A 15,334-nucleotide genomic window follows, 5' to 3' on the forward strand; every position below is an offset into this window, starting at 1 on the left:
GAAAAAGAGAACGTTATAATAGGAAGGGGCTATGAAAACAGGTGGATAAACAGCAGTACGACACAATAAAATTGCAAATAAATCAAGAAAAAGAGCATATTTTAAAAGAAGTGTATGAATTAACAGCTGAAAAAAGAAAAATAGAACAAAAAAAAGAATATGATTTATATGTTGTGAAATCGCGTAGTAAAGTCGTACAAACTGGGCAACGTATTATGGCTGGCATGCTTTCTTCACATACGTTTTCACCTGAAAGAATAGAAGAATGGAATCGAAAAATTAAAAAAACAGAAGGTTTTATTCAAAAAAATGAAAGCCTTTTAGAGCAAGTAAAAGAAAAAGAACGTGTCATTGATGAGATGTATCAAGAAGATTGCAGAAAGCTTGCGAAAGCACAAGAAAAGCTGGAAGAAAAAATGCTTCTGGATTTGAAAATGTGTATGAATGGATGAGGTGAATGTAGTGATACAGTCTGTATTACCGGTGCAACAAAGTTTACCTCCGCAAAAAGAAAAAGGGCTAGAAGTACAATCGAAAAATGAAGATTCTTCATTCGATCGTACGATGAGAATCGAAAATAAAAAGCAGCCGAAAACGGAGAAAACGAAACGAGAAGAAGCACCAAAAGAAGAGAAAAAAGAATATAACCTTTCTAAACCATCGGTAACGAAAGAAGAACCAATTGTAAAGAAAGAAGAGAAAAAAGAGACAGAACAGTTGTTATTAGCTGTATCTGAGCAAATGGTTGCAATTGAGCAATTACATGTGCAACCGGAATTGTTATATCAATACATACAAAAAATACAAGAGCTATATAAAGAATATGGCAATATTAAACTTAATGAATTACCTGCAGCTGAATTACAACAATTACAAGAACTTCTTTCAAATATGAATATCAAAAGTGCTATATGTTTAGAAGATACAATGCAAATGGTATTAGACAAAATGAAGATGCCAGAGCAAACGATGCAAGCATTGAAGGTTGTAGAAACAGAAACTTGTAATATTGCAAAGGAACAAGAAGAGTCTAAAGAGGTAGATCTTCCGAAACTTGAGAGCGATGATGCAAAGGTAGAGTTGCCAGAAGTTGATGCATTAAACGATTCGAGCTCTGCAGGTGCAGAATTATTAAATAAAACGACGAGTACCGAACAAGTAGGGAAATCAAGTAGTGGTGCTGAGAAAGTTTCATTACCTGACTTAGGAAAGAAAATGGAAGCGCAAGTAGAAGCGCTGCAAAAATTTGTAGTGAAACAAGAACGTGTTTTATTCCAGTTAAATCCAGAAAAACTTGGTACATTAACAGTGTTTATGAAAAAACACGGAGATCAAATTGACGTTCACGTAGAAATGGAAAAACACGATGCGAAAAAACGTGTTGAAATCATTTTTGATGAATTGAGATTAAAGTTAAAAGAAAAAGAAATCAATATTCAAATTAGCTATTCAGATAAAGATGAAAATCGTAAAGAACAGCGAGAACAAGAGCAAAGGCAAAAACAGAAATTAGCAAATACAAATCATGAAAAACAACAATCAACAGAATTTGCGGGATTATTGGAGGAATAAAGCGTGCCAACAGTTGGATTAAATACAACGAGTACAAATCATATTCCGTTACAAGCAGGAGCGCAAAAAAGTAATGTACCTGTTAATGGTGTACAATCGCCAGTGCAACAAAGTAATGGAGTTTCGGCAGGAGCGCAAAAGACTCCTGGGGTAATGGGGAAAGATGATTTCCTAAAATTATTTTTATCAAGTTTCCAACATCAAGATCCATTTAATGCGATGGATATGAATCAAATGATGAATCAGACAGCGCAGTTATCTCTTATGGAACAAGTACAGAATATGACGAAAGCAGTAGATAAGCTGCAATCAACGATGTATTCAACAGCACTTGATGGTGGAATGAAGTTTTTAGGGAAATACGTAAGAGGTGTTGACGGCGAAGGAAACAAAGTAACTGGTCAAGTAGAGACGGTTCGCCTTGCAGAAAATAACGATGTGCAGCTCGTTATTAATAATAAAGTTGTATCTCTTCGTTTCGTTGAGAGAGTGTCTGATAAACCGATTGGAGAAACGAATCCAGAAGACGCAAAGAAAGACGATCAAAAAGTAACTGAAGAAGTAAAAACTACAAATTCATAAGGAGTGTCCATACGTTATGATTAAAGCGTTATATACAAGTATCACAGGAATGAATGCAACACAAAATGCATTAAGTGTAACTTCAAATAATATTGCCAATGCACAAACAGTAGGTTATAAAAAACAAAAAGCAATGTTTGATGATTTACTATATAACAATTCGATTGGTGCAAAAGGTGACGGTAAATACGCCGGAACAAATCCGAAAAGTATTGGTAACGGTGTGAAAATGAGTGGTACGGTTACGGATTATAGTGATGGTACAATTACGTTAACAGGTGGTAAAACACAAGCGGCAATGGAAGGTAATGGTTTCTTCGTTGTAGGTGATTCAAAAGGCGGAAATATGGAATTTACTCGTAAAGGTACGTTTGGGATATCTTCAGATTACTATATTACGAATACTGAAGGTCAATACGTATTTGCATACCCTGCAAATGAGGCAACTGGTGAAGTTGATTTATCTGGAATTCCAGGACCGTTGCAAATTCCAATGGGAACAGCAATTGGTGGTATTCGAACATCGAAAGGGACAATTAAAGGGAATATTCCAACTGGTGAAAAACAAATTACACAAGATTTACCTGTATATGATAATGCGGGGAATACATGGACAATGCGTGTAGAGTTTAAACAAACGAGTGAACATAACTATACATATAAAGTACAAATGCGCAATGACTCGAAAAAAGAAACAGAGTTTAAAGATGTTCCAGGTGCAGGTGGTAATATGACATTTGATGCTGTTGGAAATCCAAATCCGAAAGAGCAAGGAGCCAATATTCCATTTGATGGCGGCTCTATAAAATTAGACTTAAGTCATTTAACAAACCATCCAACAGATAAAACATTATCAGTAACAGACGTAGATGGTAGAGCAGCAGCGACGGTTAAAGATTGCTTCATTGCTGATGGTGGATATGTGATGGTAAAATATTCTGATGGAAGTATGAAATCTGCAGGTCAATTAGCTGTTGCGATGTTCCCGAACGAAGGCGGATTAATGAAAACAGGTAATGGTAACTATACAGCAACGAATACAACAGGTATTTTAGCTCTTGGTGCATCTGGTCAAAACGGTGCAGGTAAAGTACGTGGTGGTGCACAAGAAGGTGCAAACGTAGATTTATCTGTAGAATTCGTTGACTTAATGTTATACCAACGCGGATTCCAAGGAAATGCGAAAGTAATTAAAGTTTCAGATGAAGTATTAAATGAAGTTGTAAACTTAATTCGATAATATATCGTAAGGAAAAAATGTAATGGAGTAGAAAGGGTTTTTTATTCGTATGACAAGACAAGAGCGAATTTTACAATTGCCTTTTTTCGAAAATAAACGTGAACTTGCCGAGCAAGTATTAAAAATAGAACGAGAAGAGCATGTATATTTACCAGATCAATTTGAAATTAAGCAAGTGCCTCCGTATTCATTTGGTGAAAAACAAGCAATCATTGGCCGTATCCATGAGTTTTATTTCATAAGTGTTGGTAGCGATAGCGTTTGGAAGTATCAACTGTTTAAGGATGAGATGAAGTGTCGTGAGTTTTTTGTTATGTTGCCAAATATTACGGATCAGCAAATAGCGTTTTGGTTTAATAACATAGAGTTATTGAAAGATTCTTAAAAGCACTTTTTAGGTTTTGAGAGAGGACCTGGCGATGTTTTGGAGCGGTTAGTGCCTAATAGAGTCCCGACCGATGTGTAAGACCAGAGATATGTAGAGTTACTAGAGTAGTATGGTAGTGTAAGAAGTGGTAATATAAAAGAGTTTTAAGTTAATTTAAGGTAGTTGTAGTATACAATTAGACTGAATTTCTATAAAAGGAGAGGTGAGGAGGATGGCGCAAAATAAGTATCGCGTTACATTCATTTCGCCGAGTGAGGTTGAGCAGCGGACTGTAATGGCGGCGAATAGTTTGCCAGATTTAATTCGTAAAGTAGAAAGTATTATCGCAGATCCAAACGGTTATTTTGTGAATGATAAAAAAAATAATTGTTATTTTAAAGTGATTAAAGAAAATGTTACGTTTATTCAATATGAGTTACTATTTTCGGATAAGGAAATTCATATTGAAAAATTAAAACATATAGCACCGGTAGTATTAAAACGATTATTCGAAAAAATAAATGACCCGGAATTATATGCACTTGCGCTACTTGATGTTGATATAGCAACGAAAGAATATGTGCTAGCAGAAATGAATTCTGAGTTGAGAATAAGAGTAGAGACCGAGCTTTCGAAAAAATGGGAAGCAATGCCGACGGAAGTTGTAGGAGCACAAGAAGTGTTATTAGAGGCACTTGCTTCGTTTATACAAGATTAATTGTTTTTTTATAAAATGAATCGTTCGACTATCTATATTTTTTATATAGGTAGTTGACTTTTTCGCTTTTATAAAGCTTAATAATTAGATATACGGAATTAATGGAAGGGGAGCGACACCTTTATGTCACAAGCACAAAGTATTTTATTAGAAAGCGGAACAAATGAATTAGAGATTGTTACGTACACTGTTGGTGAAAACCTATTTAGTATTAATGTAATGAAAGTACGTGAAATCATTAATCCATTCCCTGTTACAACTGTGCCAGAATCTCATCATGCAGTTGAAGGTGTTGTTCAAGTACGTGGTGAAATTTTACCTGTTATTAACTTGGCAATGGCTCTTAATTTAAAGTCAACAAAGCCACTTGATCAAACGAAATTTATCATCTCAGAATTAAACCAAATGAAAGTTATTTTCCGCGTTGATGAAGTGCATCGTATTCAACGTATTTCGTGGGAACAAATTGATGAACCAGCTTCATTATCTATGGGACTAGAAGAAACGACATCTGGTATTGTAAAACTAGATGGCAAAATCATCTTACTATTAGATTATGAAAAAATTGTATGTGAAATTAGCGGCACTGGTTATGACAATAAATCAATTGCAGGGTTAGAACAAAAAACAGATCGAGCTGAAAAAGTAATTTACATTGCAGAAGATTCAGCGATGCTTCGCCAAATATTAGAAGAAACATTATCATCAGCTGGATATACGAAAATGAACTTCTTCAGCAATGGTGCAGAAGCGTTAGCACAAATTGAAAAATTAGCGAAAGAGCAAGGAGAGAAAATGTTTGAACATATTCACTTGCTAATTACGGATATTGAAATGCCAAAAATGGATGGACATCATTTAACGAAAGTGGTTAAGGATAGTGAAGTAATGAATCGTTTACCAGTCATTATTTTCTCTTCATTAATTACAAATGAATTATTCCATAAAGGTGAAGCTGTAGGAGCAAATGCTCAAGTAAGTAAGCCAGATATTCAAGAGCTAATTGGTTTAGTTGATAAGTTAGTACTTTAAAAGTTTCTATTTAGCCGGAATAGAAGCTCTAGCCAAGTGTTGAGCGGTCAGTGCTTAATAGAGCCCTATGCGATGTTGAGATATAGGTAACTAGAAGAGCTGGTGTATAACATTTTTCTATTTAGTAGGAATAGAGGAACTACTTATGTAAGGAAGTTTTCAGTGCTTAATAGAGTCTCATGCGATGTGAGTTCAGAGGTATGAAGTAGTTTTAGGTAAGAAGAAGTGAGACTTTGATTGAGGATTTGAAGACTGGGTTTATAACTCTATTCTGTTAGAGAGAGGAAGGAATTAGCCAATGCTACATATGGCTAATTCCTTTTTAGTATTCTATACTTTAAGCTGGTAGAAAAATGAAAGGTTTCTGAGGTGTTTGGTGCTGTATGTATGAAAATTCTTCATTTGAAGATTTTTGATTTAAAAATATAAGCAAACGCATTTTCAATGGTTATTTTATTAATATTTCGTGGTAGCGCAAATTTTTTCGGTGAAAAAATATTCAAAATACCATATAATATAATTAAATGTAATTAATATGCAATTTTGCATATTAATAAAAAACATTTTCCAAATTTTTATACTTTCTATACATTTTTGTATGTTTATTATTTGACAGATAATTTCGAACTGTTATAATATGGATATGTAAAAATTGCTATTTTCTTAAAAGACATGGGAGTCAGATGAGAATTGTGAAAGGATGAGGGGGAGTGGCACAGATTATGTATCACCACACAGCAATTAATGTATTAGGTCTTTTACAAAACATGTCAAATAATAAAATGAACGATATGCAACTAGAGGTGGAATTTAAAAAAATAGAAAAAGAATTCCAAGTAAAGTATGAAGAATTAGTTGATTTACATAATAGAATGGTATTATTTCAAATAGATATAGAAAAAAATGGCGGGATGCGAGCGTACGAAAAATCAGCAATTACATGGCTGAAATCTGAACTAGAGCTACTGTATGAAGTGTATCAATTTTGTCAGCGTCACGGTTTAAACATTTTAAATATTTCAAAATACGTAAGTAAAAATGAACTAAATCTTTTTCCAAAAACAGAAAGTCAATTGCAAAATACGTATTATAAATTGAAAAAACGTGAAATACCGTTTGAAAATATTGAAAAACAAAAACCAGGACGAAAGAGAAAATATATACCAGTAAAAGAAACAATCGTTGCAAGAAAACAAAAAAATGAGTACGAATTAAAAGAAGAAATCCAGCATAAAGAGGATGAAAAAAATCTTGTAACAGTTATATCTGGTATCGTTGATAACTTTGAAACAATTAATCAATGTAGTGAAAGGAAAGAAGACGAACTACATCAGTTTATGGAAGGTATTTATAAGCTTTCTAGCATGGCAGCAGGGCGTTCTAGAGAAGCAAAGAATACACGTAGCTTAGAAGGTGAATTGCAGTCGTTACAACTAGAAAATGAAAGGCTAAAACGAGAGAAAGAAGAGCTTGTACAAGACATTAAAGGCATGACGCAGCTTTTAATTCATTTCATTACAAGTTCTGATATCGATCAAATTCGTAAATTACCAACTTTCGTACAAGATTGTAAAATGGAATTACATAAACTAGGGCTATATAATGCACAAGACGGTAAAATGAAAATAATGGTTGATCGTAGTGGACAAGTTATGACCGTAACACAGTAATAAAATTTGGGTACAAAATAAAAGGGAAATACATAGTTTATATGTATTTCCCTTTTATTTTGTATGGAATCGTTCCAAAGATGGAAAATGAACTTTTACGATTGTAGTAGTTTAGAAACCATTTGCGGAATTTGATTTGCTTGTGAAACCATACTAAGTGCAACTTCAGTTAACAATTTAAACTTTAAAAAATCGCTCATTTCCTGCGCCATATCCGCATCTTCAATTCGAGATGCAGCATCTGTTAACGCCATACTTTGGCTATTTAAATTTTCAATATTAAACTGTAAACGATTTATCATTGCACCAAGGTCGGCACGATGAATTGACACACTTTGCAAAGCCTCTTCAATTTTACGGATTGCCGCTCTTGCTTCTTGTTCTGTTGAAATCTTGATGTCATGTTGTGTAGGGGAAGGGGGAATAGATTTTGATATATGTACCGTATGACCGATATCGTCTAATGTAATAGGGCGGTTTTGACCGTCAAATACGGATAAATCATTAAATTCAGTTGTCTCGCTAATATAGCCAATTTGTTCTGTTAAAGACTGAAACTCTTTATTCAGCGAATCACGGTTTTTATTTGAATTCGTACCGTTCGCAGATTGAACGGCTAAATCACGCATACGCTGTAAAATATTTGTCACAGTTTGAAGGGCAGCTTCCGCCGTGCGAAGCATCGATATCGCATCCTCATTATTACGAATCGCCACACGCATACCACTCGCTCTCGCATGCATACGAGTCACAATTGCAATATTAGCGGGATTATCAGAAGCGTTGTTCAACTTCTTACCAGTCGCCAAATGCTCCATCGCAACATTCATACGCTTCTCATTCTCATACAACGACTGCCTAGCATTCATACTCAAAACATTTGTACCAATACGCATAATAGACACTCCTTATAGATTGATATAGTCAGTGTTCTAAAGCTAATAAAAGGTCATGAAAAGATAAAAAGGCTTATGCTTATTTGCTATTTGTGTTTTAGCATAAGAGGGGATCAAGATAAGCACTAACCGCTTCTATGTACCGCAGATGCTCTCTTCCATCAAAAAAAAGAAGTTTTTATAAAAAATAAACCTCTCCGCAAGCAGAGAGGTTTATTCAGGAAACTAACTCAAATGGCTTATTGTAATAATTTAGAAACCATTTGTGGAGTTTGGTTTGCTTGAGAAAGCATGCTGATACCAGCTTCGTTCAAGATTTTGAACTTAGTCATTTCAGACATTTCTTTTGCCATGTCAGCGTCTTCGATTTGAGAAGCAGCTGAAGCCATGCTAGCAGATTGGCTCTTAAGGTTATTTACGTTAAAGTCAAGACGGTTTAATGTAGCACCTAGAGTTGCACGGTTGTCAGCGATTGTTTTAAGAGCATTGTCAATTTTGTCGATTGCTTTTAAAGTGTTTTGTGAAGTCACATCATTCAATGTTTCTGTAACTTTTGCAAATTCCGCTGTGTTATCAGCACTATCAGCAGTTTTAACAGCTGTCATAGCATTTTCAAATGCAGTCACTTTAGTTCCATCAAATAAATCTTTTACTTTGTCAAATTGAGCTTTAGCATCTGAAACCACTTTTTTTCTAGCTGTTTCATCTTTTGCTGCTCCAAAATCAGCTTCGAAGGTTTTCATTGCGTCTTTAAATTTTCCTAGGTCAGCAATTTTATCTTGAGGAATTGCTACATCTTCAATCTTTAGATCATCAATTTTTAAGTCCTTAAGGTTAGCACCTTTTAGTTGGATACCAATTTGTTTAGCACCTTCACTTGAATCTAGAGTTTGAATGTTAATTACTTGATCAGTATTTAATAAATTTTTATCATTAAATTGTGTATTTTCAGCGATGTAAGTAATTTGTTCTTTTAATGCATCAAATTCTTTGTTTAGTGCACCTTGGTTTTCTTTTGTGTTCGTACCGTTCGCAGATTGGTTAGCGATGTCACGCATACGAAGTAAGATGTTAGATACAGAGTTTAAAGCTGAATCAGCTGTACGGATTAATGACATACCGTCTTGTGTGTTGTTAGCTGCAACTCCTAATCCGCTTTCACGTGCACGCATACGAGTTGCGATTGCAAGACCTGCTGCATCGTCAGAAGCGTTGTTGATACGTTTACCGCTTGATAAACGGTCCATAGCGTTGCTCATTTTAGCTTGGTTTTGGCGCATGTACTCTTGAGTACGCATGCTGTTAATGTTTGTATTAATTCTCATGTTAAGAAACCCCCATTTTTTTATATTGACTTTTCTGCAAATTGAAAAACGGTAATATGCGAAAAAATCAATTTCGAGATTTATTGTAATCCTTGCTACAACGGGTGTCAACTAAAAATTCGAATTAATAAATATAAAAAAATAACAGTTTAACAATATATTCATTTTTTTATTACATAATTATTAAAAGGATTATTGCAAACTTTAAAAAAAAACTCTAATATTAGATTATCTTTGTTTACCGAAAAGGTGATATTATGATAGTTGGAAATATAGTAAAAGAAGTGCTTGCATATAAAAAAGGACAAATTCAGCAAAAGTTAAGTAGTCCACAAGCATTTGTGAGTAGTCGTTTTCAAGAGAAGTTGCAGAGTGAACCTGCGAAGGAGACGAAAGAAACTACGCAGCCGGCAAAAGTAGAGGATATGAGTCAGCCGGTACAATCTACGAAAATAGAAGCGGTTGTTAATAAACCGGTAGAAACTATTAATAAAGTAGAGGAAGCGAGTAAGCCTGAAGAAAAGGTTGAAACGAAGAAAGCAGATGAAGTGCAAGTTGCGCAAAAAGAGTTTGAACGACGTTTCTCAGAAACGAAAAATGAGGCTGCTGATACGTGGGAATTAACGAAGAAGTATAATATTCAAAAAATACGTTCTTCCAATGAAGGGAAGTATGAGGATATTATTGATCGTGTAAGTCGTACATACGGAATTCCGAAAACGTTAATTCAAAAAATGATTGAAGTAGAGTCTAATTTTAATCCGAAAACGGTGTCACATGCAGGTGCGATGGGTCTTATGCAACTTATGCCAGCGAATGTGAAAGAGATGGGTGTGAAGAATCCATTTTCACCAGCTGAAAGTATTGAAGGTGGCGTGAAAGAGTTAAGCGGTTATTTAAAGAAAAATAACGGCGACTTAGTATTGGCACTTGCTTCTTACAATGCTGGCCCTGGGAATGTGAGAAAGTACGGAGGCGTACCGCCATTTAAAGAAACGCAAGGATATATTAAAAAAATATTAAATATCGACGTTTCAAAATAAGAAGTTTCATATATAGAGAGAACATGAAATTTTCGTGAACATGATATGGGAGTTGGCTAGATTTGAAATTACAAGATGATATTCCGTTAACAATTTATTTTGAAATCGGAAATACGAAAAAGAAAATTGAAGATCTGCTTCATATTACGAAAGGTACATTGTATCGTCTTGAAAATTCAACGAAAAATACGGTGCGTCTTATGCTTGAGAATGAAGAGATTGGAACCGGAAAGATTTTGACGAAGAATGGAAAAATGTACGTTGAAATCGTTGAATTGAAAAGGTAGGGAAGGGGATTGTCATGAGTGGCGAAAAATTAAGCCAAGAGCAAATTGATGCCCTGCTGAAGGCGGTAAATGAAGGCGAGGAAATGCCAGCTTTCGCACAAGAAGCAGGAAAGCAAGAGAAATTTCAAGAGTATGATTTTAATAGACCAGAGAAGTTCGGTGTTGAGCATTTACGTAGTTTGCAAGCGATTGCTTCTACGTTTGGGAAACAGACGTCACAGACGTTATCAGCGCGTATGCGTATTCCAATTGAACTAGAGCCTTCAACGGTTGAGCAAGTTCCATTTACGAGTGAGTATGTGGAGAAAATGCCGAAAGATTATTATTTATATTGCGTAATTGATCTCGGTTTACCAGAGCTTGGAGAAATTGTTATTGAGATTGATTTAGCATTCGTTATTTATATTCATGAATGTTGGCTTGGCGGAGATAGTAAGCGTAACTTTACGATGCGTAGACCGTTAACAGCGTTTGAGTTTTTAACGCTTGATAATATATTCTTGCTTCTTTGTAAAAATTTAGAGCAATCATTTGAAAGTGTTGTTGCGATTGAACCGAAATTTGTAACGACAGAAACAGATCCGAATGCACTAAAGATTACGACAGCGAGCGATATTATTTCATTACTTAACGTAAATATGAAAACAGATTTTTGGAATACGACGGTGCGTATCGGAATTCCATTCTTATCTGTTGAAGAAATTATGGATAAGTTAACGTCTGAAAATATTGTCGAACATTCTTCAGATAAACGTAAAAAGTATACGTCTGAAGTGGAAGTGAAAGTAAATCAAGTGTACAAACCTGTTCACGTTGCAATTGGTGAGCAGAAAATGACAATGAGTGAGATTGAACAAATTGAAGAAGGCGATATTATTCCGCTTCATACGAAAGTTTCGGATGAATTACTTGGTTATGTAGATGGAAAGCATAAATTTAATTGTTTTATTGGAAAAGATGGAACGCGTAAGGCGCTCCTATTTAAAAGTTTTGTAGAGTAGGAGGATCCATATGAAGCATGAAGTATCTCCCGTGTCATTAATGGGATTAGAAGATTTTGCAGGAAAGCGAAATGAAGCAGGTAAGGCACATATTGATACTGTTTCAGATATTTCGATTGAACTCGGTGTAAAGCTTGGAAAGTCATCTATTACACTTGGTGATGTAAAGCAGTTAAAAGTTGGCGATGTTCTGGAAGTAGAGAAAAACTTAGGACATAAAGTAGATGTGTATTTAAGTAATATGAAAGTCGGCATCGGTGAAGCAATCGTAATGGACGAGAAATTCGGTATTATCATTTCTGAAATTGAAGCTGATAAGAAACAAGCGGCGCTTATGAAAGCCCAAAGTCAAATGCAAGATAAAGAGTAGAGGAGGAGTCATATGTCGTATATGACGACCTTATTTCAAGTCGTTTTACTGTTTGGTGCGCTCGGTTACGGTGCATATTATATGACGAAAAAGACGCGCAAACAGCAGTTTTTTAAGCAGGGTGAAAATGGCCATATTCAAGTAAAAGACGGCGTGTATTTAAATCATCAAACGAGTGCCTTTTTATTTGAAGTGGACGGAAAGCAAGTGTTCACTGTTATTAGTAATAACGGTGTGCAGTCTGTGCAATTAACCGGAACAGGAAATCAGTTTCAACAAGCACTAGAAGACGCGGTGAAGAGTGAAACGAAAAAAGTAGAGGATCCATCATGAGAATAAAGAAACAGTTATCATTATTAGCCGTTATTTTCGTATTTTCTATCGTTTTTTCAATTATTTTTGTAAATCCAGCGTATGCAGCCCCGAACGGTTTTATTAATTTCGAAAATGGAAAAGAGTTTACGAGTAATTCAAGTGTACAACTATTTGCACTCGTTACCCTTTTATCATTATCTTCTTCTATCGTTCTATTATTTACACATTTTACTTATTTTATGATCGTTCTAGGGATTACACGTCAAGGACTTGGGGTAATGAATTTACCACCAAACCAAGTGCTTGTTGGACTTGCATTATTTTTATCACTCTTTACGATGCAGCCTGTACTCGGGCAACTGAAGAGCGATGTGTGGGATCCGATGACGAAAGAGAAAATAACGGTAAGTCAAGCTGCGGAGACGACAGCTCCTATTATGAAAGAATATATGTCAAAGCATACGTATAAGCATGATTTGAAAATGATGCTGAAAGTACGCGGAGAAGAGTTGCCGAAAGATTTGAAAGATCTTTCCTTATTTACACTCGTACCATCCTTTACGTTAACGCAAATTCAAAAGGGTTTACTAACAGGGATGTTCATTTATTTAGCGTTTGTATTTATAGATTTGATTATTAGTACACTTTTAATGTACCTCGGGATGATGATGGTACCGCCGATGATTTTAAGTTTACCGTTTAAAATACTCGTTTTCGTATATTTAGGTGGATATACAAAAATCGTCGACATTATGTTTAAAACGGTCGCCTGAAGCGTTTGATGCTATGTGATAGGAGTCATATAAATGAATACGTCACCAATTATAGATATTTTTCAAACCTTTTTTTATAAAGGGGTTATGATTTTAATGCCGGTTGCCGGCGTAAGTATGATTGTCGTTATTATCATCGCTGTTATTATGGCGATGATGCAAATTCAAGAGCAAACGCTGACGTTTTTACCGAAAATGGCGAGTATTGTCCTCGTTATTATCATTTTAGGTCCGTGGATGTTTCAAGAGTTAACGACGCTTATTTTAGATTTATTTGATAAAATCCCATCGCTATTGCGTTCGTACTAAGATAGGTGAACTGAAATGAATATGGAATTATGGGCGGCGACGTTTTTTGCGTTTTGCCGCATTACTTCATTTTTATATTTTTTACCGTTTTTCTCAGGTCGATCCATTCCAGCAATGGCGAAGGTTACAGTTGGACTTGCTCTTTCAATTACAGTGGCTGATCAAGTGGATGTCTCTCACATCAAGACAGTTTGGGACGTTGCAGCTTATGCAGGAACGCAAATTGTAATTGGATTATCACTTTCAAAAATTGTAGAAATGCTGTGGAACATTCCGAAAATGGCTGGGCATATTTTAGACTTTGATATCGGTTTATCACAAGCAAGTTTGTTTGATGTAAATGCGGGCTCACAGTCTACTTTACTATCAACCATTTTTGATATATTTTTTCTCATTATTTTTATTTCACTTGGCGGCATTAATTATTTCGTTGCCACGATTTTAAAGTCGTTTCAATATACAGAGGCGATTTCAAAATTGTTGACGACTAGTTTCTTAGATAGTCTACTCGCAACGCTATTATTTGCGATCACATCAGCGGTTGAAATTGCTCTGCCGCTTATGGGAAGTTTATTCATCATTAACTTTGTTCTAATTTTAATTGCAAAAAACGCTCCGCAATTAAACGTTTTTATGAATGCATATGTAATTAAAATTACATGTGGTATTTTGTTTATTGCGATGAGTGTACCGATGCTCGGTTATGTGTTTAAAAATATGACGGATGTATTACTTGAAGAATATACGAAACTATTTAACTTTTTCTTAACGAAGTAGGGGGACGCGCATGGCAAAGGATAATAAAACAGAAAAGGCCACCCCGCAGAAGCGTAAAAAATCGCGTGAAGAAGGGAATATTGCCCGGAGTAAAGATTTAAATAATTTATTTTCCATTCTCGTATTAGCAGTTGTCGTTTATTTCTTCGGAGATTGGCTAGGGTATGAGATTGCAAATTCCGTAGCGGTGCTGTTTGATCAAATTGGAAAAAATACAGATTCAACCGAGTATTTTTATTTAATGGGGATTTTATTACTGAAAGTATCGGCTCCGATATTAATACTCGTATACGCTTTTCATTTATTCAATTATATGATTCAAGTTGGCTTCCTATTTTCTTCTAAAGTCATTAAACCGAAAGCGTCACGTATTAATCCGAAAAACTATTTTACGAGACTGTTTAGTCGTAAAAGTTTAGTAGATATTTTGAAATCACTATTTTATATGGGATTAATCGGTTACGTCGCTTACGTTCTCTTTAAAAAGAATTTAGAGAAAATTGTCAGTATGATTGGATTTAACTGGACTGCATCACTTACTGAAATTATTAGGGAAATTAAATTTATTTTCTTAGCAATTTTAATTATTTTAATCGTTCTTTCTATTATTGATTTCATTTATCAAAAATGGGAGTACGAGCAAGATATTAAGATGAAAAAAGAAGAAGTGAAACAAGAGCATAAAGATAATGAAGGGGACCCGCAAGTTAAAGGAAAACGAAAAAACTTTATGCATGCAATCTTGCAAGGAACAATTGCGAAGAAGATGGATGGCGCAACATTTATTGTAAATAACCCGACTCATATTTCGGTCGTACTTCGTTACAATAAACACGTTGATGCAGCACCAATTGTCGTTGCAAAAGGGGAAGATGAGCTCGCATTATATATACGAACGCTTGCCCGTGAACAAGAAATACCAATGGTGGAAAACCGTCCGCTTGCTCGTTCTTTATATTATCAAGTCGAGGAAGATATGGCGATTCCAGAAGATTTATATGTAGCTGTAATTGAAGTTATGCGCTATTTAATTCAGACGAATGAACTTGAAGTATAA

19 protein-coding genes are annotated in these 15,334 nt (G+C 35.1%); 17 read left to right on the top strand and 2 right to left on the bottom strand.

The features are described from left to right. Positions 1-41: 41 nt before the first annotated feature. The 8 genes from ACTFN4_RS09230 to ACTFN4_RS09265 all read left to right on the top strand — a co-directional run bounded on the left by ACTFN4_RS09230 (position 42) and on the right by ACTFN4_RS09265 (position 7,181). Complete coding sequence (locus ACTFN4_RS09230) at positions 42-452, top strand: hypothetical protein (RefSeq protein WP_000360859.1); 411 nt, start codon at positions 42-44, stop codon at positions 450-452. A 10-nt stretch (positions 453-462) separates the two neighbouring features. Continuing rightward, positions 463-1,572 (top strand): flagellar hook-length control protein FliK, encoded by a 1,110-nt coding sequence (locus ACTFN4_RS09235; protein ID WP_439962226.1) that lies wholly within the window; start codon positions 463-465, stop codon positions 1,570-1,572. A 3-nt stretch (positions 1,573-1,575) separates the two neighbouring features. Then, positions 1,576-2,154, top strand: a complete 579-nt coding sequence (locus ACTFN4_RS09240) for a flagellar hook assembly protein FlgD (RefSeq protein ID WP_001143463.1) — start codon at positions 1,576-1,578, stop codon at positions 2,152-2,154. 16 nt (positions 2,155-2,170) lie between these two features. Continuing rightward, a complete protein-coding gene (locus ACTFN4_RS09245; protein WP_000588320.1) occupies positions 2,171-3,394 on the top strand; it encodes a flagellar hook protein FlgE in 1,224 nt (407 codons plus the stop codon). 49 nt (positions 3,395-3,443) lie between these two features. Next, on the top strand, positions 3,444-3,779 hold the full coding sequence (locus ACTFN4_RS09250; protein WP_439962227.1) for a DUF3964 family protein: 336 nt from the start codon (positions 3,444-3,446) through the stop codon (positions 3,777-3,779). Positions 3,780-3,993: 214 nt separating this feature from the next. Continuing rightward, positions 3,994-4,479: a hypothetical protein gene (locus ACTFN4_RS09255; RefSeq protein WP_000068302.1), complete on the top strand. Its 486-nt coding sequence runs from the start codon at positions 3,994-3,996 to the stop codon at positions 4,477-4,479. Positions 4,480-4,602: 123 nt separating this feature from the next. Further along, complete coding sequence (locus tag ACTFN4_RS09260) at positions 4,603-5,511, top strand: chemotaxis protein (protein ID WP_000075943.1); 909 nt, start codon at positions 4,603-4,605, stop codon at positions 5,509-5,511. A 722-nt stretch (positions 5,512-6,233) separates the two neighbouring features. Continuing rightward, entirely contained in the window at positions 6,234-7,181 is a 948-nt protein-coding gene (locus tag ACTFN4_RS09265) for a DNA-binding domain-containing protein (protein WP_049108342.1), read from the top strand. A 95-nt stretch (positions 7,182-7,276) separates the two neighbouring features. On the opposite strand, the gene ACTFN4_RS09270 is transcribed toward ACTFN4_RS09265, so the two are convergent. Beyond that, on the bottom strand, positions 7,277-8,077 hold the full coding sequence (locus ACTFN4_RS09270) for a flagellin N-terminal helical domain-containing protein (protein ID WP_439962228.1): 801 nt from the start codon (positions 8,075-8,077) through the stop codon (positions 7,277-7,279). Between the two features lie 239 nt (positions 8,078-8,316). Then, positions 8,317-9,402: a flagellin N-terminal helical domain-containing protein gene (locus ACTFN4_RS09275; protein ID WP_025709190.1), complete on the bottom strand. Its 1,086-nt coding sequence runs from the start codon at positions 9,400-9,402 to the stop codon at positions 8,317-8,319. Positions 9,403-9,659: 257 nt separating this feature from the next. On the opposite strand from ACTFN4_RS09275, the gene ACTFN4_RS09280 reads away from it, so the two are divergent. The 9 genes from ACTFN4_RS09280 (at position 9,660) to flhB (ending at position 15,334) form a co-directional block, all read left to right on the top strand. After that, on the top strand, positions 9,660-10,445 hold the full coding sequence (locus ACTFN4_RS09280; RefSeq protein ID WP_439962229.1) for a lytic transglycosylase domain-containing protein: 786 nt from the start codon (positions 9,660-9,662) through the stop codon (positions 10,443-10,445). Positions 10,446-10,507: 62 nt separating this feature from the next. Then, positions 10,508-10,732 (top strand): flagellar motor switch protein FliN, encoded by a 225-nt coding sequence (locus ACTFN4_RS09285; protein WP_000775712.1) that lies wholly within the window; start codon positions 10,508-10,510, stop codon positions 10,730-10,732. Between the two features lie 14 nt (positions 10,733-10,746). After that, positions 10,747-11,733 (top strand): flagellar motor switch protein FliM, encoded by a 987-nt coding sequence (gene fliM / locus ACTFN4_RS09290; RefSeq protein ID WP_000012360.1) that lies wholly within the window; start codon positions 10,747-10,749, stop codon positions 11,731-11,733. Between the two features lie 10 nt (positions 11,734-11,743). Beyond that, the gene (fliN, locus tag ACTFN4_RS09295) at positions 11,744-12,103 is read left to right on the top strand and encodes a flagellar motor switch protein FliN (RefSeq protein WP_000680010.1); all 360 of its coding nucleotides are present in this window, start codon (positions 11,744-11,746) and stop codon (positions 12,101-12,103) included. A gap of 12 nt (positions 12,104-12,115) precedes the next feature. Then, complete coding sequence (locus tag ACTFN4_RS09300) at positions 12,116-12,436, top strand: hypothetical protein (protein ID WP_000121176.1); 321 nt, start codon at positions 12,116-12,118, stop codon at positions 12,434-12,436. Then, positions 12,433-13,191: a flagellar type III secretion system pore protein FliP gene (locus ACTFN4_RS09305; RefSeq protein ID WP_001220582.1), complete on the top strand. Its 759-nt coding sequence runs from the start codon at positions 12,433-12,435 to the stop codon at positions 13,189-13,191. Before ACTFN4_RS09300 ends, ACTFN4_RS09305 begins: the two co-directional genes overlap by 4 nt. Before the next feature lie 33 nt (positions 13,192-13,224). Further along, the gene (locus ACTFN4_RS09310) at positions 13,225-13,500 is read left to right on the top strand and encodes a flagellar biosynthetic protein FliQ (protein WP_001098085.1); all 276 of its coding nucleotides are present in this window, start codon (positions 13,225-13,227) and stop codon (positions 13,498-13,500) included. Between the two features lie 15 nt (positions 13,501-13,515). After that, positions 13,516-14,277 (top strand): flagellar biosynthetic protein FliR, encoded by a 762-nt coding sequence (locus tag ACTFN4_RS09315; protein ID WP_001055718.1) that lies wholly within the window; start codon positions 13,516-13,518, stop codon positions 14,275-14,277. Between the two features lie 10 nt (positions 14,278-14,287). Next, a complete protein-coding gene (flhB, locus tag ACTFN4_RS09320) occupies positions 14,288-15,334 on the top strand; it encodes a flagellar type III secretion system protein FlhB (RefSeq protein ID WP_001040112.1) in 1,047 nt (348 codons plus the stop codon).

The sequence above is a fragment of the Bacillus cereus group sp. MYBK95-2 genome, assembly GCF_051915225.1.
GTDB lineage: Bacteria > Bacillota > Bacilli > Bacillales > Bacillaceae_G > Bacillus_A > Bacillus_A cereus.

Excerpts from the sequence above, each read along its gene's own strand:
- ACTFN4_RS09280 (WP_439962229.1), top strand. The coding sequence starts at position 9,660 with ATGATAGTTGGAAATATAGTAAAAGAAGTGCTTGCATATAAAAAAGGA.
- ACTFN4_RS09260 (WP_000075943.1), top strand. The coding sequence starts at position 4,603 with ATGTCACAAGCACAAAGTATTTTATTAGAAAGCGGAACAAATGAATTA.
- ACTFN4_RS09255 (WP_000068302.1), top strand. The coding sequence starts at position 3,994 with ATGGCGCAAAATAAGTATCGCGTTACATTCATTTCGCCGAGTGAGGTT.
- ACTFN4_RS09265 (WP_049108342.1), top strand. The coding sequence starts at position 6,234 with ATGTATCACCACACAGCAATTAATGTATTAGGTCTTTTACAAAACATG.
- ACTFN4_RS09300 (WP_000121176.1), top strand. The coding sequence starts at position 12,116 with ATGTCGTATATGACGACCTTATTTCAAGTCGTTTTACTGTTTGGTGCG.
- flhB (WP_001040112.1), top strand. The coding sequence starts at position 14,288 with ATGGCAAAGGATAATAAAACAGAAAAGGCCACCCCGCAGAAGCGTAAA.
- ACTFN4_RS09270 (WP_439962228.1), bottom strand. The coding sequence starts at position 8,077 with ATGCGTATTGGTACAAATGTTTTGAGTATGAATGCTAGGCAGTCGTTG.
- ACTFN4_RS09305 (WP_001220582.1), top strand. The coding sequence starts at position 12,433 with ATGAGAATAAAGAAACAGTTATCATTATTAGCCGTTATTTTCGTATTT.
- ACTFN4_RS09245 (WP_000588320.1), top strand. The coding sequence starts at position 2,171 with ATGATTAAAGCGTTATATACAAGTATCACAGGAATGAATGCAACACAA.
- fliM (WP_000012360.1), top strand. The coding sequence starts at position 10,747 with ATGAGTGGCGAAAAATTAAGCCAAGAGCAAATTGATGCCCTGCTGAAG.
- ACTFN4_RS09275 (WP_025709190.1), bottom strand. The coding sequence starts at position 9,402 with ATGAGAATTAATACAAACATTAACAGCATGCGTACTCAAGAGTACATG.
- ACTFN4_RS09315 (WP_001055718.1), top strand. The coding sequence starts at position 13,516 with ATGAATATGGAATTATGGGCGGCGACGTTTTTTGCGTTTTGCCGCATT.
- ACTFN4_RS09250 (WP_439962227.1), top strand. The coding sequence starts at position 3,444 with ATGACAAGACAAGAGCGAATTTTACAATTGCCTTTTTTCGAAAATAAA.
- ACTFN4_RS09310 (WP_001098085.1), top strand. The coding sequence starts at position 13,225 with ATGAATACGTCACCAATTATAGATATTTTTCAAACCTTTTTTTATAAA.
- fliN (WP_000680010.1), top strand. The coding sequence starts at position 11,744 with ATGAAGCATGAAGTATCTCCCGTGTCATTAATGGGATTAGAAGATTTT.